Origin of the sequence: Micromonospora sp. WMMD987 (assembly GCF_029581435.1) — a bacterium.
GTDB lineage: Bacteria > Actinomycetota > Actinomycetes > Mycobacteriales > Micromonosporaceae > Micromonospora > Micromonospora rifamycinica.
Window position 1 is genome coordinate 5,147,161 of sequence record NZ_CP120861.1, and the last position, 21,030, is coordinate 5,168,190.

Genomic DNA, 21,030 nt, shown 5'->3' on the forward strand with positions numbered 1-21,030 from the left:
CGGGGAGTGGACGTCAGCGCCGCTCCGCCAGCTGCTTGCAGGTCACGCAGAGGGTCGCCGAGGGGAAGGCGGCGAGCCGCTCCACCGGGATCGGGTTCCCGCACCGCTCGCACCATCCGTAGCCACCCTCGTCGAGCCGCTCCAGGGCGCGCTCGACCTGCGTGATCCGTTCCCGGATGCTGTTGGCGAGGGAGATCTCCTGCTCGCGCTCGAACGTCTTGGTGCCGGTGTCGGCCTGGTCGTCCCCGGCCGAGTCGGTCAACCGGTCGCGCTGCAGCTCGGTGATCTCGCTCAGCGTCTGATCGTACTCGGCGCGCAGCTCGTCCCGTCGGGCCGCCAGGGCCGCCCGGATCTTCTCGGTCTCGGCCGCGCTGCGGGTGGCCTTCGCCGTCGGCTTGCTACCGGCGGTCCTGGTGTCGGCTGGCTTCGCCATCGTCAGCTCCCTCAGCCGCGGGACGCGGCGCTCGGCGGTGCCCGGACAGGGTCCGCCGACGTGGCGTCCCCGCGTAACAAAACGGGCGCACGGCAACGGTGGCCGCGCACTCCGGAGGTTGGCAAGAATACGGAACGTGCAGGCGTCCGACAACGTGCCGCACTGTCGCACCGCTATTCAGCCCCTAAAACCGCTAAATGGGGCAAAAGCGAGAGTAGCAGGTCAACCGTCTCGATCCTCACCGTACTCGCCGAACCACCTCGCCAGCCGACCCCGCCGGCTGACCGCCCGCAGCCGGCGCTCCGCCTCGTCGCGCACCCCGGCGGTCGCCACGATCAAGAGGCTGTCGCCGTTCTTGAGCCGGGTGTCCGCACCCGGCACGAAGCCCACCCCGTCGCGCAGCACCAGGGTCACCGACGCGCCCACCGGCAGCCGCAGCTCGTCGACGTGCACCCCGGCCAGCCGGGAGCCCGCCGGCACCTCCAACTGGAGCAGGTCCGCCCGCATCCGTTCCAACGGGGCGGTCTCCACCCGGATCTCCGCCAGCTCGGCCGGCGCGGTCACCCGCAGCCGGCGGGCGGCCGGCGCGAGCGTGCCCGCCTGGAGCACCGTGAAGATCACCACCAGCACGAAGACCGCGTCGAACAGCCGGTCCGCCCCGGGCACCCGGGCCGACAGCGGGATGGTGGCCAGCACGATCGGCACCGCCCCGCGCAGCCCGGCCCAGGACAGGAACGCCTGCTCACGCAGGCCCACCCGGAACGGCAACGCGGACACCAGCACCGACACCGGCCGGGCCAGCAGCAGCAGGGCCAGCCCGGTCACCACCGCCGGGAGCAGCGCGGTGTGCAGCCGCTCCGGCGTGGCCAGGAGGCCGAGCAGGACGAACAGCCCGATCTGGGCCAGCCAGGCCAACCCGTCGGCGAACCCCAGGATGGCCTGCCGGTGCGGCAGCCGGGCGTTGCCCAGCAGCACCCCGGCCACGTAGACGGCGAGGAACCCGGAGGCGTGCACCACCGCCCCGGCGGCGTACGCCAGCACGGTGAAGCCGACCGCGGCGATCGGGTACAACCCGGACGAGGGCAGCGCCGCCCGCCGCAACGCGAACCGACCGGCCAGCCCGACGGCCGACCCGACCGCCGCGCCCACCCCCAGCTCGTAGCCGACCAGGAAGACCTCGAACCACCACGGGTGCTCCACCGGGCCGCTGCGGGACAGCAGCACCACCAGGATCACCACCGGGGCGTCGTTCATGCCCGACTCGGCCTCCAGGGTGGCCACCAGCCGCGGCGGCAGCCGCAACCGGCGCAGGGTGGCGAAGACCGCCGCCGCGTCGGTGGAGGAGAGCACCGCGCCGTAGAGCAGCGCCAACCGCCAGTCCAGCCCGAGCAGCAGGTGCACCACCAGGCCGACCACCACGATGCTGACCAGCACCCCGACCGTGGACAACGCGCCGGCCAGGCCGAGCACCGGGCGCAGGGTGCTCCACCGGGCGGTCAGACCGCCCTCCGCGATGATCACGATCAGCGCGCAGAAGCCGAGCACCCGGGTCAGCTCGGCGTCGTCGAACCGGATGCCCAGCCCCGCCTCGCCGATCGCCACCCCGAGCGCCAGATAGACCAGGAGACTCGGCACGCCCAGCCGGGTGGAGAACCGCACCGCACCGATCGCCACCAGCAACACGGCCGCTCCGAGGAGCAGGGCCAGGTCCAACCCCGGCGTCACGGGCGCCCCACCCGGGGCGGCGTCACCCGGCCGATCCGTCGCGTAGCCGCCGCAGCAGCTCGGTCAGGTCGGGCGTCGGACCGTCGACCAGGAAGAGCTTGTCCCGGCTGGCCGCTCCGGTCCGCAGCGCCACCGCCGCCGGCCGGACGCCCAGCGCACCGGCCAGCGCCCGGCGGGCCGCCTCGGTGGCCCGCCCGTCCACCGCCGGGGCGGTCACCGCGATCACCAGGGCGGGGCCGTGCGGACCGGCGAAGCAGCCGCCGACCCGGGCACGGGACGCGCCGGGCTTGACCCGCACCGCCACGGTCATCGTGTCCATCGGCATCGACGCGGGCCTCAGCGGGGGTAGGTGTCGGCGAGCAGGGCGGTGTCCGGGTTGCACAGACCGCACGGGGTGAACCCGAGCGAGATCGCTTCGAACACCGGCAGCGGCTCGTGCTCCCGCTCGATCAGGTGGGCGCAGGAGAGCAGGTGGTAGCGGGGATGCCCGTCGACGACCCGGACCTCGTCGTCGAGCTGGGCCACCAGGGCCGCGTCGGCGGGCGGGACGCGCTGCAACGGTGGATCCCACGGTGCCGTGGCGTCGGTCGGGTGCTCCCAGGGCGGCCCGAGGTCGTCCGGGCCGTCGGCGCGGTGGCCGGCATGGGGGTCGTCGGCGGGGTCGACATCGACGTCGGCGTCGGCGTACCGGTCGGGGTGGGTCGCCGGAGGTCCACCGGCCGACCCGGCCGGATCGGGCGGGTCGGACACCACGACCGGATCCCACGGGGCTTCCGCCTCGGGTTCCCAGGCCCCGGCGTCGGGACGGGGGGAGAGGGCGACGGGATCGTCGGCCACCGGTGGGCCGGGTGGTTGCCGCCACCCGACGCCACCGGCACCGATCGTCGTCGGAACGTACGTCGTCGGGGCCTGCGACGGCGCGGACGCGGCCGGCGGGGCGGTGGCGCGGGGGGCACCCGCGTGCTCACCCTGCTCGGCCCGCTCCGCCGCCCTCGCCCTGGTGGCGGCTGCCTGGCGAGCACCGGCCACCAGTGCGACGGCGGCCAGCAGACTGGCCGCGATGGAACTGGTCAACAGTGTGCTGGAGCCGTCGACGAGACCGAACACCAGCAGGACGACCGCGACAAGGATGAGCAACAGACTGGCGACCAGCACAGCTCACCCCCGCCGCGTCGTGGGTCGTGGCTAGGTCGGCGGCCGTCGGGGGACGGCCGCCGACGTGATCAGCGGCCGGCTTCGAGGGCGCCGGAGCGGCTGCCGCCGTACGAGCCGGCGAGGCTCGCCGCGGCGAGCCCGTTGCCACCGACGGCACGGGTGCCCTCGGTGCGGGTCATCTCGGCCTCCAGGCCCTGACCCCGACCGTCGAGGTCGCGCAGCTGGCTCTCCAGGTAGGCCTTGAGCCGGGTGCGGTACTCGCGCTCGAACTGCTTGAGTTCCTCGATGTGCTTCTGCAACGCGGTCCGCTTGGCGTCCAGGCCGCCCATGGCCTCCTGGTGCCGCTGACGGGCGTCGCGTTCCAGCGCGTCGGCCTTGGCCCGCGCCTCCCGGGTGACCTCCTCGGCCTTCGAACGGGCCTCGGAGAGCAGCTGGTCGGCCTCGCGACGGGCGTCGGAGACGTGGTCGTCGGCGGTGCGCTGGGCCATCATGAGCACCCGCAACGCCTGCTGCTCGCCGTCGCCGCCGACGGCCGGGCCGCCGGAGGTGCGGACCTGCTCCAGCTCCGCCTGCATCGCCCGGGCGGCCTGCTCGGCGGCGGCCTTGTCGCGCTGCACCCGGTCGAGCTGGGCCTTGACGTCGTTGAGCTCGGCGGCGAGCCGGGCGTCGCCACCGGGGCCGGCAGGGGCCCCGCCACGACCGCCGCGCTCCACCTGGGCGCGCAGCTCGTTGTTCTCCTCGATCAGACGGGCAAGCTCACGCTCGACCTCGTCCAGGAAGGCGTCGACCTCCTCCTCGTCGTACCCCCGCTTGCCGATCGGCGGCTTTTTGAAGGCGACGTTGTGCACGTCGGCCGGTGTCAGCGGCATCGAAACTCCTCGGGTCAGTTGCGGCCGCGAAAGCGCGCGCTGGTCAGGAGAAGTTCCTGATCAGCGGATCTAACACAAACCTCATCAGCACGAACAGGATAACCAGGAGCACAAGGGAGGCCAGGTCGATGCTCACGGTACCAATTCGCAGTGGGGGGATCACCCGCCTCAACGCCTTGAGAGGCGGATCCGTGACGCTCCACACGGACTCGAGTCCGGCGGACGCGCCACGCCCCGGTTGCCACCGACGACCGTACTGGAGGACCGCACTGAGAACGAATCGGGCCAACAGCACAATAAGGAAGAGGTACAAAATCAGGTACAAAAGTTGGAACATGATCGACAACACGGTAGGCGACGTCCCTCGTTCGGGTGGACTTAGCTCAGGGAGAAGAAGCCGCCCTCAGCGATCTTGGCCTTGTCCTCGGCGGTGACCTGGACGTTGGCCGGCGAGAGCAGGAACACCCGGTTGGTCACGCGCTCGATCGTACCGCGCAGCCCGAACGCCAGCCCGGCGGCGAAGTCCACCAGTCGGCGGGCGTCCGCCTCGTCCATCTCGGTAAGATTGATGATCACCGGAACCCCGTCGCGGAAGTGCTCGCCGATGGTCCGCGCCTCCCGGTAGGTGGTCGGGTGCAGGGTGGTGATCTGGTAGCGCTGCTCCTCCTCGGCCACCACCGGACGCTCGCGGGGCGACGCCTGCGGCGCCAGGGCGAGATTGTCCCGGGTGTGGTAGCTCAACGCGCCCGAGGTCTCCGCACCGGTCGACCGGGTGATCGACCGGACGCTCGCCCGCTCCGAACGCTCGGCCCGCTCGGCCCGTTCCGACCGCTCGTCGTCGGCGCGGTCGGTCTCCACCGCCCGGCTGGACCGGTCGGCCAGCCGACCCCGGTCACCCAGCCGCGGACGCGGTGCCGGCGGCTCCTCGTCGTCGTCGGCGTCGTCGTCGGCGAACTCCTCGGAGTACCGGCTCGACCGGTACCGCGACTCGCGGTAGCCGGGCTTGTCGTAGCCCTCGTCGTAGCCGCGCTCGTCGTCTTCCTCGACGAGCCCGAGCCAGACCCCCGCCTTGCGCAGTGCACCCATCCCGCGCCCTTCCGTCCGCCGTGCGGCACGCACCCCCGTGCCGTGTCGCCAGTGGACGTCCCTGCCCACCGGATCGGAGCGACGATCCCCCGACGCGCGATTCGCGGCTCGCCCGTCGTGGCCCCCGACCTCGGGACGCCGCTCCTGAACAACACTGATGTAATTTGCTCCTACCGGGGTCAGGCTACCGCAGCGTGGAACGCATTCCGAGCAACGCGCTGCCGACGCGGACATGTGTCGCCCCGTACCCGATCGCCACCTCCAGGTCACCGCTCATCCCGGCGGAGAGCGCGGTGGCCGCCGGATGCCGCGCCCGGAACGCCGCCGCCACCTCGGCCAGCCGGGCGAACGCCCGCTCGGGTTCCCAGCCCAACGGCGCCACCGCCATCAGCCCGGCCAACCGCAGCGCTCCCGCCCCGGCCAGCGCCTCGGCCACCGGGTCGAGCCCCCGGTCCGGATCGGCGGAGCCCGGCAGGGCACCCCCGCGGGCCGGGTCACCGTCGATACTGACCTGCACCAGCGTCTCCAGCGGACGGTCCCGACCGGACTCGGCGGCGGTGGCCAGCGCCCGGGCCAAGCGGGCACTGTCGACGGAGTGCACCACGTCGGCGTACCGGACCACCGAGCGGGCCTTGTTGCGTTGCAGCTGGCCGATGAAGTGCCAGCGGGCGGTCACCCCCGCCGCCGCCACCTCGGCCGCCTTCGGCGCGGCCTCCTGGTCCCGGTTCTCCCCCAGGTCGACGACCCCGAGCCCGGCCAGCGCGACCGCGTCGCCGGCCGGGTAGGTCTTGGTCACCGCGATCATGGTCACCCCGGCCGGATCCCGGCCGGCGGCGGCGCAGGCCCCGGCGATCCGGGTCCGCACCGCGGCCAGCCCGGCCGCCAGCTCGGCCCGGCGGTCCGGCGCGGGTGGAGCGGTCATCGGCCGGGCCGCCCGGTCGGCGACGCGACAGCGCGGCCCGCACGGGGACCGCCGGTCACCGGCGGGGCCGCGGGACCGGACACGGAGCTGTTCGTCATCGTCGGGGCTCAGGAGCCGTTCTTGAGGAAGTCGGGCACGTCGACGTCATCGAAGAGCACCCGGCGCGGCGTCTGCTGCGGCGGCGGCATGGCGGCCGGCGCGGTGACCGTCGGGGTCTGCGTCGTCGGCTGGTTCTGGTTGCTCTTGCGCGGTGAATCGACCGCCTTGTACGCGGGCGTGCCGCCGTCGAAGCCGGCGGCGATCACGGTGACCCGCACCTCGTCGCCGAGCGCGTCGTCGATGACCGCGCCGAAGATGATGTTGGCGTCCGGGTGGGCCGCGTCGGTGACCAGCTGCGCCGCGTCGTTGATCTCGAACAGGCCCAGGTCGGAACCGCCGGCGATGGAGAGCAGCACGCCCCGCGCGCCGTCCATGCTCTGCTCCAGCAGCGGGCTGGAGATGGCCGCCTCGGCCGCCTCGACCGCCCGGTTCTCGCCCCGGGCGCTGCCGATGCCCATCAGCGCGCTGCCCGCCCCGCTCATCACGCTCTTGACGTCGGCGAAGTCCAGGTTGATCAGGCCCGGCGTGGTGATCAGGTCGGTGATGCCCTGGACACCGGAGAGCAGCACCTGGTCGGCGGTACGGAAGGCGTCCATCATGCTGATGCCGCGGTCACCCAGCGCCAGCAGCCGGTCGTTCGGGATCACGATCAGCGTGTCGCACTGGTTGCGCAGCTCGTCTATCCCCGACTCGGCCTGCACCTGGCGGCGCTTGCCCTCGAAGGAGAACGGACGGGTGACCACGCCGATGGTCAGCGCGCCGAGCTTGCGGGCGATGTTGGCCACCACCGGCGCCCCGCCGGTGCCGGTGCCACCCCCCTCGCCGCAGGTGACGAAGACCATGTCGGCGCCCTTGAGCACCTCCTCGATCTCGTCGCGGTGGTCCTCGGCGGCGTTCTTGCCGACGTCCGGGTTGGCGCCCGCGCCGAGCCCCCGGGTCAGCTCCCGGCCGACGTCGAGCTTGACGTCGGCGTCACTCATCAGCAACGCCTGCGCGTCGGTGTTGATCGCGATGAACTCGACGCCCTTGAGCCCAACCTCGATCATCCGGTTGACGGCGTTGACGCCGCCGCCGCCGATGCCGACGACCTTGATGACCGCCAGGTAGTTGTGCGGAGGTGTCATCTCCGGTCCTTTCCCTTCGAGATTGGCTCGCACTGCCCCGGTACGGCGTGGCCCGGACCGGTGGTCGAGGAGCTTTCACCAGCGAGGATCAGAGCTGAACCCTAACCCTCTACTAGAGGCTTAGAGTTATGTCAACCACTGATCCTCTTCGGGGCAACGTAAGCGCCCCCACGCCGAGAGCCAAGGACCCCACCGGCGTGTCGCCGCGGGGTGCGGGGCGACTCACGTCCGCCACGGACCTCACCTGAGGGTCACCACGTCCGGCGCGCTGACATCGATCGTGTCGGCCTTCCGACCCAGCAACGCCGTCGCCACCCGCGCCTTGTCCGCGCCCCGGGTCGCGTCGCCCCACACCACCGCGCGCCCGTCGCGCAGGGTCAGCCCGATCCGGGCCAGTCCCTCGACGGTCACCTCGACCAGGGCGGCCCGCAACTGCGGGGTGAGCACGGCCAGCACCTGCAACGCCGCCCGGGTGCCCGGATCGTCCGGCCCCGGGGCCGCCAGCCGCACCACCGGCAGCCCGTCCGGCGGTCGGGCCAGCGTCCGGAACACCACCCCGGACCGGTCGACCACCACGAACCGGTCGTCCCGGGGCACCACCGCCACCCCGGTCCGCTCCACCACCGTCACCACCAGGGCACCCGGCCAGTCCCGACGGACCGTGGCGCGTTCCACCGGGGCCAGGCCACCGATCCGCCGGGCCGCCGCGGCCAGGTCCACCCGGGCCAGCGGCACCCCGTCCGGCACGCCCGCCGCGTCGCGCACCTCGACCGCGGTGACCAGCCGCGCCCCCTCCACCCGGACCTCACGCACCCCGAACAGGCCGGACCCGAGCACCGTCCACGCCACCAGGCCGACGAGCACCAGCACGCCGGCCACCACCGCCCAGGGCAGCGCCGCCCGCATCCGTCGCTGCCGGGCCCGCGCCATGAACCGCCGGGTCGACGGCGGCACCGCGTCGCTGCCCGCCCGGACGAGCTGCCAGCGCCGGACCGGCCCCCGCCGGGAGCCGCCGTCCGTGCCGGTGCCCCGACCCCGCGCCGGACCCGGACTCATCCGCTACCGGCGGTCGCGCCGTCCGGACCGGCCACCGGACCCCCGACAGGCCGACCGGCGGCGCTCCCGACCCGGACACCGTTCTGGTGCCCGCAGCGGGGGAACCACCGGATCATCGTGCCGTCAACGCGTCGAGCAGCTGATCGCCCAGCAGCGAGATCGGCGGAGCGCCCATCGTCACCACCACGTCGCCGGGGCGGGCCCGGCGGGCCACCTCCACCGGCGCGTCGTCGAGCGAGTCCACGAAGACCTTGTGCGCGTCGTCGAGCGGCACCGCCGCCAGCAACGCCGCCGATCCCTCACCCGGCTGGCGCACCTCACCCGGGCCGAAGACCTCCAGCAGCACCAGCTCGTCGGCGATCGCCAGGGCGGCGGCGATCTCCGCCTGGAGGTCCCGGGTGCGGTAGAGCCGGTAGGGCTGGAAGACCACGATCAGCCGGCCGTCACCGGCCACCTCGCGCAGCGTCCGCAGGGCCAGCGTCATCGAGGTCGGGTGGTAGGCGTACTCGTCGTAGACCAGCACGCCGTCGGCGACGCCCTTGCGTTCGAAGCGCCGGCGCACCCCCGGGAAGGCGGCCAGCGCCGCCTCCGCCGCCGCCACCGGCAGGCCGAGCAGGTGGGCGGCGAGCACCGCCGAGGCGCTGTTGAGCCCCATGTGCCGGCCGGGCACCGGCAACCGGATCTCGCCCAGCGAACGGCCGTCGAGCGCCGCCAGGTACCGGACCCCCTGGGCGGACGAGGCCATCTCGGACAGCCGCAGGTCGGCGTCGGCCGCCTCGCCGTACGTCCAGACCCGCCGGCCCTCGGCGCGCAGCGTCTCGGCCAGCCGCCGGCCGCCCGGATCGTCGGCGCAGGTGATCACGAACCCGGCCGGGTCGGTGAGCCGGGCGAACTCGGCGAACGCCGCCTCCAGGCTCGCCAGGTCGCCGTAGGTGTTCAGGTGGTCGGCCTCGACGTTGGTGATGATCGAGACGAACGGGCGGTAGATCAGGAACGACCGGTCGCTCTCGTCCGCCTCGACCACGAAGTGCTCGCCGGTGCCGTGGTGCGCCCCGGAGCCGACCTCGGAGATCTCCCCGCCGATCACGAAGGACGGGTCGACCCCGGCCTGCTGGAGCACCATGGTCACCATCGAGGTGGTGGTGGTCTTGCCGTGCGTACCGGCCACCGCCACCGTCCGTCGGCCGGTCATCGCCGCCGCCAGCGCCTCGGAGCGGTGCAGCACCCGCAGCCCGCGCCGCCGTGCCTCCACCATCTCCAGGTGGTCCTGCGGGATCGCCGAGGAGTAGACCACGGTGTCCACCCCGTCGAGGTTGGCCGCCTCGTGGCTCATGTGGATGGTGCCGCCCAGCGCCCGCATCCCGGCCAGCGACGGCCACTCGCGCAGTTCGCTGCCGGAGACCGGCAGGCCCCGGGTGAGGAAGAGCCGGGCCAGGCCGCTCATCCCGACCCCGCCCACCCCGATCAGGTGGATCCGGCCCAGGTCCTCCGCGGTGAGCGTGCCGGCCGGGGTGAACTGCGCGGTGTTCATGCCAGGTACCTTCCCGTCGCGGTGGGCCGGCTCACCGGGCCACCGCCTCGTAGACGAAGTTGAGCAGGGCCACGTCGCCGTCACGGCGGCCGTACGCGGCGGCGGCGGCACCCATCGCGTAGAGCCGCTGCGGGTCGCGCAGCAGGGGCAGCACGGTGCGCTCCAGCCAGGCCGGGGTCAGCTCGGCGTCGTCGACGAGCAGCCCGCCGCCGGCCTCCACCACGGGCAGCGCGTTGCGCTTCTGCTCCTGGTTGGAGTGCGGATACGGCACGTAGATGGTGGGCAGCCCGATGGCGGCCACCTCGGCGCAGGTCATCGCCCCGCCCCGGGCCAGCATCAGGTCGGCGGCGGCGTAGCCCAGCTCCATCTCGGACAGGTAGGGCAGCGCCACGTACGGCACCGGCAGGTCGGTGGGGATCGGCACCGGCTCGTTGCGGGCACCCATCACGTGCAGCACCTGCACCCCGTTGCGGGCCAGTTCCTTGGCCGCGCCGGAGACCGCCAGGTTGATCGACCGGGCCCCCTGCGAACCGCCGGCGACGAAGAGCACCGGCAGGTCGGGGCGGAGCCCGAAGTGGGCGCGGGCGGCGGCGCGCATCGCGTTGCGGTCCAGCCCGGCGATGCCCCGGCGCAGCGGCACCCCGACCACCCGGGCGTCGCGCAGCGCCTCGGCCTGGGCCGGCTGGTGCGGGAAACCGACGGCGATGTTCCTGGTGAACTTCATGCCCAGCCGGTTGGCCACCCCCGGCGGGACGTTGACCTCGTGGATGACGATCGGCATCTCCCGCCGCCAGGCGGCCAGGTAGCCGGGCACCGAGACGTACCCGCCGAAGCCGACGACCACGTCGGCGGCGACCTCGTCGATCACCTTGCCGGCGGCGCGGGCCGCCTTCCACATCCGGTCCGGGGTGCGGACCAGGCCCATGTTGACCGAGCGGGGCAACTGGTAGGCCGGGATCTGCCGCAGGTCGTAGCCGGCCGGCGGGATCAGCTCGTTCTCCAGGCCCTTCGGCGTGCCGAGGCAGGTGATCCGGACGCCCGGGTCGTGTCGGCGCAGGCAGTCGGCGAAGGCGAGCAGCGGGTAGATGTGCCCACCGGTGCCCCCTCCACAGAGCACCACCGAACGCAGCGGACCCATCAGCGTCTCCTCTCGCTCGCCGTCCCGCCCCGGGTCCGGTCCTGCCGGACGCCGCGCGGTACGGCCTGATCGTCGGGTCGCCGCCCGCGCGCCCGGGGTACGGACCCCGGGGCAGCCGACGGCGGCGCCGGTCGGCTCCGCGCGCCGGGAAGCGGCGGCAACGGGGCCCAGAGTAGTCGGACCCATCGGGCGGGCGGACGGGCGTGCAGGGCCCGGGCCGCGTCGGGTTCGGCGCGGGCGAAGGAGGCGAGCATGCCGACCGCCGCCAGGGTCACGACCAGCGCGCTGCCGCCGTCGGAGATGAACGGCAGCGGCACCCCGGTCAGCGGCAGCAGCTTGGTCACCCCGCCGATGTTGATCACCGCCTGGCCGACCAGCCAGGCGGTGACGGCGGTGGCGGCGAGCCGGCGGAACGGGTCGGCGACCCGGCGGGCGATCCGCAGGCCGGTGTAGGCGAGCACGGCGAAGAGCACCAGGATGACGGTGCAGCCGACCACGCCCAGTTCCTCGGCGATGACGGCGAAGATGAAGTCGTTGTGGGCGGCCGGCAGCCAGCCGAACTTGACGCTGCTCTTGCCCAGCCCGACGCCGAACCAGCCGCCGTGCTCGATGGCGTTGCGCGCCTGCACCATCTGCCAGCAGGAGTCCTCGACGCACTTGGCCGGGTCGGGCGTGTCGAGGAACGAGGTGAGCCGGGCCAGCCGGTAGTTCTCCTGGCCGCGCGCCCCGGATCCGGCGCCGAGCGAGGCCACCGCGACCAGCAGGCCGATGCCGGCCAGGCCGACCGCGGAGAGCGCGGCGAAGACCCGCAACCGCACCCCGGCGGCCCAGAGCAGCCCGACCACGATGGCCAGCAGACAGAGCATGCTGCCCAGGTCGTTGTAGCCGACCAGGACGAAGAGCAGGCCGACCACCGGGAACAGCGGGGTGGCCAGTTCCTTCCACCAGCCCAGCGCGGCCCCCTTGCGGGCGATCACGTGCGCCCCCCACAGCACCAGCGCGAGCTTGGCCAGCTCGGCGGGCTGCACCTGGATCGGCCCGAGATAGAGCCAGAGCAGGTTGGCCCGCAGCGGCCCGAGGGACGTCAGCCCGAACAGGGCGTTCAGGGCGACCAGCAGGTTGAGCACCAGCAGCAGCACCACCGCGGCCCCGAGCAGGGGTCGGCCCAGCGAACGGAAGGTGCTGGCCGGCAGGCGCTGGCAGGCCCAGAAGGCGACGATGCCGATCACCGCGAAGATCGCCTGCTTGGTCACCGAGGCGGCGGCGTCGCCGGCCTCGGCGTAGTCGCGCACGCTGGTGGCCGAGAAGACCATCGTCAGGCCGATCAGCAGCAGCAGGCCGGCGCTGGACAGCAGCAGGTAGTAGGAGGCCAGCGGGCGGGCCAACAGGCCGCGCAGCGCCGCCAGGCCGCCGGCCGGTCCCAGCCCGGCCAGCGCGCCGGGCGGGTCGGTGGTACGCCCCGAGCCCGCTACCCGCCGTGGCTGGGTCTGGGTCGTCGTGCCGGTGCTGGTGCTGGTGCCTCGGTCCTCCCCCACCCGCCCATCATCGCCGCTGCGGGCGGCTGGTTCCGGCCGTTCGTGCCGGTCGGCGTGTCGAAATGCGGAGCGGGTGTCCCTCGGGTAGGCGAAACCCGTCCGGGGCCGGGGCGGTGACCCGTCGCCGGGACCGCCCCGGTGGCCGGGTCAGCCCATGCTGGCCAGGAAGTCGCTGTAGAACAGGCCCAGCGCGATGGCCACCCCGATCCCCGCGATGATCCAGAACCGGACCACGATGTTGACCTCGCTCCAGCCGGCCAACTCGAAGTGGTGCTGCAACGGCGACATCCGGAACACCCGCTTGCCGGTGGTGCGGAACGAGATGATCTGGATCACCACGGACATCGTGATGATCACGAAGAGCCCGCCGAGGATGGGCAGCAGCAGCACCGTCCGGGTGGACATCGCCATCCCGGCGATCAGCCCACCGAGGCCCAGCGCGCCGGTGTCGCCCATGAAGATCCGGGCCGGCGAGGTGTTCCACCACAGGAAGCCCACGCAGGCCCCGGCCGCCGCCCCGGCGATCAGCGCGATCTCCAGCGGATCCCGGACGGCGTAGCAGTAGTTGTCCGGGTTGGCGGTGTACGTCGGGTCGGCGCACCAGTGCCGGTACTGCCAGAACGCGATCAGCGCGTACGCGGCCAGCACCATCACCGAGGCACCGGTGGCCAGCCCGTCCAGCCCGTCGGTGAGGTTGACCCCGTTGGTCGCCGCCATCACCACCATGATGATCACGATCACCGAGGCGACCTTGCCGATCTCCAGGGCCGGGATGTCCCGGATGAAGCTCAGCGTGGTGCTGCCCACCGTCTCGGTGTTGGTCGTCGCGCCGCTGGCGTCGGTCATGCTGCTCGGGAAGTACAGCGCGACCACCCCGAAGACCGCGCCCACCAGGATCTGCCCGAACAGCTTGCCGCGCTTGTTGAGCCCGCCGCTGTGCCGCTTGCGCACCTTGAGGAAGTCGTCGATGAAGCCGACCGCGCCGGAGAAGACCATCAGCCCCAGCAGCACCAGGGCGGTGATGGTCGGCTCGACCTGGGCGATCTGCGCGTCCGGCAGGGTGGTCAGGGCGAGGTGACCGGCCACGTAGGCGATCACCGTGGCCAGGATGAAGACCACGCCGCCCATCGTCGGCGTGCCCTTCTTGCCCTCGTTGCTGGCCAGCCCGAGGTTCGACCGGATCGGCTGGCCGGCCTTGAGCCGGGCGAACACCCTGATCGCCAGCGGGGTGGCCAGCAGCGACACCAGGAACGCCACCCCGATGGCGACGATGACCGCCCTCACGCGGCACCCCCCGCGCCGGCCCCGTCACCCTCGCCGTCGGCCCGCAGCGCGTCGGCCACCTCCCAGGTGCGGTACCGGGAGCCCTTCACCAGGACGACGTCGCCCGGTCGTAGCTCGCTGCGCAGCACCTCGACGGCCGCCGCCTGATCGGTGAGCAGCACCGACCCTCCTCCCCAGTCACTTACCGCTGTCGCGCCCTCGTGGATCGGCGCGGCCGGCTCACCCACCACGAGCAGCCGGTCGACACCGAGTTCGGCCGCGAGCCGGCCGACCTCCCGGTGCCCCTCGTCCTCGTACTCGCCCAACTCGGCCATGTAGCCCAGCGCGGCGAACGTCCGCCCGCCCCGGTGCATCCCGGCCAGCGCCCGCAGCGCCACCGCCGTCGAGGCCGGGTTGGCGTTGTACGAGTCGTCGATCACGGTCACCCCGTCCGGACGGGTGAAGACGTCCATCCGGCGGGTGGAGACCAGCCCCAGGTCACCCAGGGCCGCCGCCAGCTCGGTCAGCGGCATGCCCAGCTCCCGGGCGACCGCCGCCGCGGCCAGTGAGTTGGAGACCTGGTGCCGGCCGGTCAGGCCGAGCCGTACCGGGGCGGTCCCCTCCGGGGTCACCAGGGTGTACGCCGGCCGTCCCCGCCCGTCCAGGGTCACGTCCACCGCGCGCACGTCGGCCTCGGCCGACTCGCCGTAGCGGACCACCCGGGCGGCGGTGCGCGACGCCATCGCCGCGACCAGCGGGTCGTCGGCGTTGAGCACCGCCAGCCCGTCGGCCGGCAGCGCCTCCACCAGCTCCCCCTTGGCCAGGGCGATGTTCTCCACCGAGCCGAACTCGCCCAGGTGCGCCACCCCGACGTTGAGCACCACCGAGATCCGCGGCGGCACCACGTCGCAGAGGTAGCGGACGTGCCCGACGCCGCGCGCCCCCTTCTCCATCACCAGGTACCGGGTCTGCGCGGTGGCCTGCAGGGCGGTGTACGGGTGCCCCAGCTCGTTGTTGAACGACCCGGGCGGGGCCACCGTCGGGCCGAGCCGCACGGCGAGCTGGGCGATCAGGTCCTTGGTGGTGGTCTTGCCCGAGGATCCGGTCAGCCCGATCACGGTGAGCCCCGGCAGCCGGTCCACCACGGCCCGGGCCAGCCGGCCCAGCGCGGCCAGCGCGTCGTCCACCAGCACCATCGGCACCCCGGGCAGCTCCCGGGTGCCGAGCACCGCCACCGCACCGGCAGCGACCGCACCGGCGGCGTAGTCGTGCCCGTCGACCCGCTCGCCGGGGAACGCGACGAAGACCGCACCCGCGACGACCTTGCGGGAGTCGAACTCGACCGGGCCGGTGACCCGGGTGTCCGGGTCGGCGGCGTGCAGCCGGCCACCCACCGCCGAGGCCACCTCGGCCAGGCTCAGCGGGATCACCGTCGACCCGCCAGGTCGCCGAAGCGGACGCGCAGCGCCTCCGCCAGCTCGGTGCGGTCGTCGAACGGGTGCACCTCGCCGGCGATCTCCTGGCCGCGTTCGTGCCCCTTGCCGAGCAGCGCCACCACGTCCCCCGGCCCGGCCAGCCGGACCGCCTCGGCGATCGCCTCCCGCCGGCCCGGCACCTCGACGATCCGGGCGGCGGCCTCGGCGGCGTACGCCCCGGCCAGCACCTCGGCCCGGATCGCCGCCGGGTCCTCGGTACGCGGGTTGTCGTCGGTCACCAGCACCACGTCGGCACCCCGGGCGGCGGCGGCGCCCATCACCGGCCGCTTGCCCCGGTCCCGGTCGCCACCGGCGCCGATGACGCAGATCAGCCGGCCGGTGCCGGTGCCGCGCAGCGCGGCCAGGGCGGCCACCACGGCGTCGGTCTTGTGCGCGTAGTCGACCACCCCGCGCACCGGGGCGTCCCCGCTGACCAGCTCCAGCCGGCCGGGCACCCCGCCGCAGGCGGCCACCCCGGCGACGGCGGTCGCCGGGTCCACCCCGGTGGCGACCAGGCTGGCCACGGCGAGCAGCGCGTTGGCCACGTTGTGCCGGCCGGGCAGCGCCACCCCGGCGGACAGCTCCAGGCCGTCCGGGCCGTGCGCGGTGAACCGCTGGGCGTAGCCCTCGCCACCGACCCGGTCGGCCCACCAGGTGGCGGTCGGGTCGCCGGCCGCCGAGTAGCTGACCGTGGCCGGGCGGAACAGCGGGCGCAGCGCCGGGTCGTCGTGGTTGAGCACCTCGACCCGGCACCGCCCGTCGAACAGCTTCGCCTTCGCCGCGAAGTAGTCGGCCGAGTCGGCGTGGAAGTCGAGGTGGTCGGAGCCGAAGTTGGTGTAGCCGCCGACGGCGAACCGGACCCCGCCGACCCGCCCCATCGCCAGGGCGTGGCTGGACACCTCCATGACCACCGCGGTCACCCCGCGTTCCCGCGCGGCGGCGAGCAGGGCGTGCAGGTCGGTGGCCTCCGGGGTGGTCCGCACGCTGTCGATCACCAGGTCGCCGAGGCGGGTCTCCACGGTGCCGATCAGGCCGGTGACGTGACCGGCGGCGCGCAGCCCGGACTCGATCAGGTAGGCCGTCGAGGTCTTACCGGCGGTGCCGGTCACCCCGATCACGGTGAGTCCGTCGGTCGGGTCGCCGTAGACCGCGGCGGCCAGCTCGCCCAGCACGGCCCGGGGATCGGGCGTCACCAGGACGGGCAGCCCGGTCGCGCCGGCCGCCGTCGCGCCGGTCGGGTCGGTCAGCACGGCCACCGCGCCGGCCGTGGCGGCACCGGCGGCGAACTCCGCGCCGTGCCGGCGGGCGCCGGGCAGGGCGGCGTACAGGTCGCCGGGGCGGACCTCCTGGCTGGCGTGGGTCACCCCGGTCACGACCAGCTCGGCGGCGTCGGCCGGCGGCGCTACGGCGAGCCGGGCGGCGAGGTCGCCGAGCCGGACTCCGGGCACGGTACGGGGGCGTGGATTGCCGGGCACGGCGTCAGACCCTACCCGGTCGTCCGGTTCCGGCCGCACAGCCGCCCCGGTGGTTCGTCGGCACTCACCGATGATGTCCCGCCGTTCCCGGTCAGCGCGGAAAGACCTCGAAGTTGGGGGATTTCCCGCGCGACGGCGGAACCCGGTAGTGGCGCAGGGTGAAGCCCATCATCTCGCGGAACGCCGGGGCGACGACCGCGCCGCCACCGCCCTCGGGGTTCCACACGAAGACCGCCACCACGTACCGGGGCGCCTCGGCGGGCGCCATCCCGATGAACGAGCCGACCTCGCCGGGCTGCTCCTTGCCGTCGAGGTAGCGCAGCCCGGTGCCGGTCTTGCCGGCGACCCGGTAGCCGGGCACCGCGGCGGCCAGGCCGGTCGCGCCGTCGACCGTGGTCACCGCCTCCAGCAGGGTACGCAGGGCGGCCGCGTTCTGCGGACTGAGCACCGAGCGGGTGACCGGGGCGGCGGACGGGGTGCGCCTGCCGTCCGCCCCGACCACCTCCTTGATCAGATGGGGCTGGACGTAGGTGCCGTCGTTGGCGATGGCGGCGTACGCGGCGGCCATCTGCAACGGGGTGGTGTCCACGCTGTGCCCGATCGGCACCGACCCGTACGACGAGCCGCTCCACTGCGTGGCCGGGAGCAGCCGCCCGGACGCCTCGCCGGGCATCCCCTCGCCGGTGGGCTGCCCCAACCCGAAGCGCTTCTGGTAGTCGATCAGCCGGTCCGGGCCGAGCCGGTCGCCGATCTCGATGGTGCCGACGTTGGACGAGTACGCCAGCATGCCGGCCACGCTGAGCTTCTTGCCGTCGGCCGGATGGGTGTCGCGGAAGGTCACGCCGCCCCGGGTGATGCTGTTCGCCACCGGCCAGGCGCTGTCCGGGGTGATGACGCCCTCCTGCAACGCCGCGCCGTAGGTGATCGCCTTGTGCACCGAGCCCGGATCGACCACGAAGCTGGTGGCCGCGTCCTCCCGGTCGGTGGGTCGGCTCTGCTCCGGCGAGGCCGCGTTGTAGGTCGGGTTGCTGGCCTGGGCCAGCACGTCACCGGTCTTGACGTCGAGCACCACCGCCGCGCCGATCGCGCCCCGGGTCTGGGCCATCTGCCGGCTGAGGATCTGCTGCACCTGGAACTGGAGGTCCCGGTCGATGGTGAGCACCAGTGAGCTGCCCGGCTTCGGGGCGGTGGTCTGGCTGTAGCCGCCGGGGATGGGGGCGTTGAGGTCGCCCAGCCCCGCCTCGTACACCCGCCGGCCGTCCTGGCCGCGCAGCAGGTCGTCGTAGCGGGCCTCCAGGCCCTCCAGGCCGTCCATGTCCTGGCTGGTGAAGCCGACCAGGTTGGCGGCCAGGTCACCGCCGGGCACCTCGCGGCGTTCGTCGCGGTGGGTGCCGATGCCGGCCAGGTCGAGCGCCTCGATCTGCTTGGCCTGCGCGATGTCAACGCCCCGGGCCAGGTAGCGGAACTGGAGCTTGCCCTTGCGCTTCATCTTGTCGGCCAGTTCGGAGACCGGGATGCCGAGTAGCGGGGAGAGCAGCTTCGCGGTCTCGGTACGGTCCTTGACCATGGTCGGGTCGGCGAAGACGTACCGCGCCTCGACGCTGCGGGCCAGCGGGGCGCCGGTGCGGTCCTGGATCGAGCCGCGTGGGGCGGGCAGGTCGATCCGGGTGAGCCGGTTGTCGACGCCGCCCCCGGCGTACGCCGGGGTGTCCACGGCCTGCAGGACGACCAGCCGGATGCCGATGACCGCGAAGACCGCCAACACCAGCACGGTGCCCAGCCGCAACCGGCGACGCGGCTCGGCGAGCTTCGGCGGGCGGCGCGGCTTGCGCACCGGCCGCCGACCGGCCGGCCGGTCGGTACGGCGGGGTGTCTCGGTGCGGCGCGGGGCGCCGCGACCGGGCGCGTCCCCCCGGCGCGGGGCGCCGCGACCGGGCCGCCGGCGCGGGGTGGGCGGCTCGGCGAACTCGTCGTCGTCGGGCGCGACGCGCGGTGGCACGGTGCGGATGACGCCGGTACGACCGGTCGGCGCGGCCTGCCGGCGGCTGGCCCGGTTGGCGGCGGCCCGACCGCCGTCGAGCACCTGGAGGGCGGGGCGGAACGGGTCGCCGGAGCGGCCGGCGCGCGGGGTACGCCGCTGTCCACCCCGGTCCTCGCTGCTCTCCCGGATGGTGCGGCCCCGTGGGGTGTACGCCCGCGCGTCGGAGATCCCGCCGGCGTCGCCGTCCCGGGGCTCGCCCGGTCGTGGCTCGCCGCTGCGCGGCTGTCCGGCACGCGGCTCGCCGCTGCGGGACTGCCCAGCACGCGGCTCGCCGCTGCGGCCGGTCCCGCCACGAACCGCACCGCGCCGGGAGCCCGTGGCGTCCCGGCGCGGTTCGTCCGATCGCGGTGGCACGGGTGCTACCCCCCGTCGCCCTGCTGGCTGGTGATCGCCGGCTGCCCGTCGGCCGGCTGCGGCACACCGATCAGCCGACCGTCCGGCAGCCGGATGTACGCCGGCTCACCGGCCTCCACCAGACCCAGCTTGCGGGCCCGGGCGGTCAGGTTGCCCGGCTCCTTGGCCTCCTCGATCTGCTTCTCCAACTGCTGCTGGTCGACGTCGAGCCGGGCCTGCTGCTGCTGGAGCTGCTGGAGCTTGAAGGCGTTCTCGTTGATCTTCGTGTTGACCGCGAGGATGCCCAGCACCCCGCCGACCACGAGCACCACGATCAGCGCCGCGAACGGCGCCCGGGGCACCCGGACCGGCGGCGGCGGCGCCACCCGCAGCCGGGGCGACCCGGTGCCGGTGGTGCTGGTCCGGGTGGCCGGCTGCTCGGCCGGTCGCAGCGCGGCGCTGCCCTGGGTGGGGAACTCGCGCGCCCCCCGGCGAGCCTCCCCCTGTCGACCAGCGAGGTCCGCCGGCGTCGTGGTACGGGCCGTGCGCTGCGCCGTGGTCCGGCCCCCCGACCGCGGTGCGCGCTGCCCGACGACCGCGTCGCGGCCGTCACGCTTGTTGACGTTCATGTCCCCTCCCCCTGTTCGTCCGTCCTGCCGTCCCCTGACGTCGCCACCTGGTCCACTGTGGAACCCGGTGTCGACCCCGTTCCCGGTTGGTGCATCGCCCTGACCCGTCGGCGGGACCGTTCGCGGTCGGTCCGCCCCGACGCCCCGGTGGCCGGGTCGAGTCGCTCCGCGGCCCGCAACCGCACCGAAGCGGCCCGCGGGTTCGCGGTGACCTCCTCCTCCCCGGCGAGTTCGGCACCCCGACTGAGCAGCCGGAACGTCGGACCCGACCCGGGTAGTTCCACCGGGAGGTCGACCGGGCCCTTGCTGCGGACCCGGTCAGCGAGCGCCTGCTTGGTGAGCCGGTCCTCCAACGAGTGGTAGGACAGGACCACCATGCGGCCACCCACGACGAGCGTGTCGAGGGCAGCCGGCAGCGCCGCCTCCAGCACTGCCAGCTCCCTGTTTACCTCGATCCTTAAAGCCTGAAACGTTCTCTTGGCCGGGTGTCCCCCGGTTCGTCGTGCTGGTGCCGGAATGCTCTCTCTGACCAGCTCGGCGAGCCGGGCCGAGGAGGTGATCCGCCCCTGCTCCCGCTCCCGCAGGATCGCCGAGGCGATCCGGCCGGCGAACTTCTCCTCGCCGTAGACCCGCAGCACCCGGGCCAGGTCCGGGTGGGAGTAGGTGTTGACCACCTCCTCGGCGGTCACCCCCCGGGTCTGGTCCATCCGCATGTCCAGCGGCGCGTCCTGGGCATAGGCGAACCCGCGGTCGGGCGCGTCGAGCTGCAACGAGGAGACGCCCAGGTCGAACAGCACCCCGTCGATGCCCGGATAGCCCAGCCGGGCCACCACCTCGGGCAACTCGTCGTAGACGGCGTGCTCGAGGTGGATCCGGTCGGCGAACCGGGCCAGCCGGACCCGGGCGTGCGCCAGGGCCTCGGTGTCCCGGTCCAGGCCGATCAGCACCGTGTGCGGGTGTCGCTCCAGCACCGCCTCGGCGTGCCCGGCCAGGCCCAGCGTGGCATCGACGTGCACCGTCCGGCCGCCCCGGTCCAGCGCGGGGGCCAGCAGCTCGAGACACCGCTCGAGCAGCACCGGCACGTGCGTGCCGCGTAGCTCCCCCATGTCGACCCCCACTGTGGAATACCTGTTCGTCGTGT

The 21,030-nt window shown here is 73.9% G+C and carries 18 protein-coding genes and 1 pseudogene; all 19 read right to left on the reverse strand.

From position 1 onward, the window contains the following. Nucleotides 1-13 precede the first annotated feature (13 nt). The gene (locus tag O7612_RS21600) at nucleotides 14-433 is read right to left on the reverse strand and encodes a TraR/DksA family transcriptional regulator (protein ID WP_067301769.1); all 420 of its coding nucleotides are present in this window, start codon (nucleotides 431-433) and stop codon (nucleotides 14-16) included. Between the two features lie 222 nt (nucleotides 434-655). Then, nucleotides 656-2,158 carry a potassium/proton antiporter gene (locus O7612_RS21605; RefSeq protein ID WP_282266929.1) on the reverse strand — a complete coding sequence of 501 codons (1,503 nt, stop codon included), beginning with the start codon at nucleotides 2,156-2,158 and terminating at the stop codon, nucleotides 656-658. Between the two features lie 22 nt (nucleotides 2,159-2,180). After that, complete coding sequence (locus tag O7612_RS21610) at nucleotides 2,181-2,483, reverse strand: DUF167 domain-containing protein (RefSeq protein WP_282266930.1); 303 nt, start codon at nucleotides 2,481-2,483, stop codon at nucleotides 2,181-2,183. 11 nt (nucleotides 2,484-2,494) lie between these two features. After that, a pseudogene (locus tag O7612_RS29490) lies at nucleotides 2,495-2,713 on the reverse strand (hypothetical protein); the annotation flags it as partial. Between the two features lie 668 nt (nucleotides 2,714-3,381). After that, the gene (locus tag O7612_RS21620; protein WP_282266932.1) at nucleotides 3,382-4,182 is read right to left on the reverse strand and encodes a DivIVA domain-containing protein; all 801 of its coding nucleotides are present in this window, start codon (nucleotides 4,180-4,182) and stop codon (nucleotides 3,382-3,384) included. 43 nt (nucleotides 4,183-4,225) lie between these two features. Then, nucleotides 4,226-4,531 carry a YggT family protein gene (locus O7612_RS21625; protein WP_067301785.1) on the reverse strand — a complete coding sequence of 102 codons (306 nt, stop codon included), beginning with the start codon at nucleotides 4,529-4,531 and terminating at the stop codon, nucleotides 4,226-4,228. Nucleotides 4,532-4,560: 29 nt separating this feature from the next. After that, a complete protein-coding gene (gene sepF / locus O7612_RS21630; protein WP_282266933.1) occupies nucleotides 4,561-5,268 on the reverse strand; it encodes a cell division protein SepF in 708 nt (235 codons plus the stop codon). A 184-nt stretch (nucleotides 5,269-5,452) separates the two neighbouring features. Further along, nucleotides 5,453-6,190, reverse strand: a complete 738-nt coding sequence (locus O7612_RS21635) for a YggS family pyridoxal phosphate-dependent enzyme (RefSeq protein ID WP_282266934.1) — start codon at nucleotides 6,188-6,190, stop codon at nucleotides 5,453-5,455. A gap of 107 nt (nucleotides 6,191-6,297) precedes the next feature. After that, nucleotides 6,298-7,413 carry a cell division protein FtsZ gene (ftsZ, locus tag O7612_RS21640; RefSeq protein ID WP_282266935.1) on the reverse strand — a complete coding sequence of 372 codons (1,116 nt, stop codon included), beginning with the start codon at nucleotides 7,411-7,413 and terminating at the stop codon, nucleotides 6,298-6,300. A gap of 240 nt (nucleotides 7,414-7,653) precedes the next feature. Beyond that, nucleotides 7,654-8,469 carry an FtsQ-type POTRA domain-containing protein gene (locus O7612_RS21645; RefSeq protein WP_282266936.1) on the reverse strand — a complete coding sequence of 272 codons (816 nt, stop codon included), beginning with the start codon at nucleotides 8,467-8,469 and terminating at the stop codon, nucleotides 7,654-7,656. Nucleotides 8,470-8,581: 112 nt separating this feature from the next. Beyond that, complete coding sequence (gene murC / locus O7612_RS21650; protein ID WP_282266937.1) at nucleotides 8,582-10,000, reverse strand: UDP-N-acetylmuramate--L-alanine ligase; 1,419 nt, start codon at nucleotides 9,998-10,000, stop codon at nucleotides 8,582-8,584. A 31-nt stretch (nucleotides 10,001-10,031) separates the two neighbouring features. After that, the gene (gene murG / locus O7612_RS21655; protein ID WP_282266938.1) at nucleotides 10,032-11,138 is read right to left on the reverse strand and encodes an undecaprenyldiphospho-muramoylpentapeptide beta-N-acetylglucosaminyltransferase; all 1,107 of its coding nucleotides are present in this window, start codon (nucleotides 11,136-11,138) and stop codon (nucleotides 10,032-10,034) included. After that, on the reverse strand, nucleotides 11,138-12,544 hold the full coding sequence (locus tag O7612_RS21660) for a putative peptidoglycan glycosyltransferase FtsW (protein WP_282273991.1): 1,407 nt from the start codon (nucleotides 12,542-12,544) through the stop codon (nucleotides 11,138-11,140). Before O7612_RS21660 ends, murG begins: the two co-directional genes overlap by 1 nt. Nucleotides 12,545-12,820: 276 nt before the next feature. Then, the gene (mraY, locus tag O7612_RS21665; protein WP_282266939.1) at nucleotides 12,821-13,957 is read right to left on the reverse strand and encodes a phospho-N-acetylmuramoyl-pentapeptide-transferase; all 1,137 of its coding nucleotides are present in this window, start codon (nucleotides 13,955-13,957) and stop codon (nucleotides 12,821-12,823) included. Next, nucleotides 13,954-15,366 (reverse strand): UDP-N-acetylmuramoyl-tripeptide--D-alanyl-D-alanine ligase, encoded by a 1,413-nt coding sequence (gene murF / locus O7612_RS21670; RefSeq protein WP_282266940.1) that lies wholly within the window; start codon nucleotides 15,364-15,366, stop codon nucleotides 13,954-13,956. The genes mraY and murF overlap by 4 nt, the downstream gene beginning before the upstream one ends. Then, complete coding sequence (locus O7612_RS21675; protein ID WP_282266941.1) at nucleotides 15,363-16,925, reverse strand: UDP-N-acetylmuramoyl-L-alanyl-D-glutamate--2,6-diaminopimelate ligase; 1,563 nt, start codon at nucleotides 16,923-16,925, stop codon at nucleotides 15,363-15,365. Before O7612_RS21675 ends, murF begins: the two co-directional genes overlap by 4 nt. Nucleotides 16,926-16,977: 52 nt before the next feature. After that, complete coding sequence (locus tag O7612_RS21680; protein ID WP_282266942.1) at nucleotides 16,978-19,281, reverse strand: penicillin-binding protein 2; 2,304 nt, start codon at nucleotides 19,279-19,281, stop codon at nucleotides 16,978-16,980. A gap of 5 nt (nucleotides 19,282-19,286) precedes the next feature. After that, on the reverse strand, nucleotides 19,287-19,889 hold the full coding sequence (locus O7612_RS21685) for a hypothetical protein (protein ID WP_282266943.1): 603 nt from the start codon (nucleotides 19,887-19,889) through the stop codon (nucleotides 19,287-19,289). After that, on the reverse strand, nucleotides 19,886-20,995 hold the full coding sequence (rsmH, locus tag O7612_RS21690; protein WP_282266944.1) for a 16S rRNA (cytosine(1402)-N(4))-methyltransferase RsmH: 1,110 nt from the start codon (nucleotides 20,993-20,995) through the stop codon (nucleotides 19,886-19,888). The genes O7612_RS21685 and rsmH overlap by 4 nt, the downstream gene beginning before the upstream one ends. Between the last annotated feature and the right edge of the window lie 35 nt (nucleotides 20,996-21,030).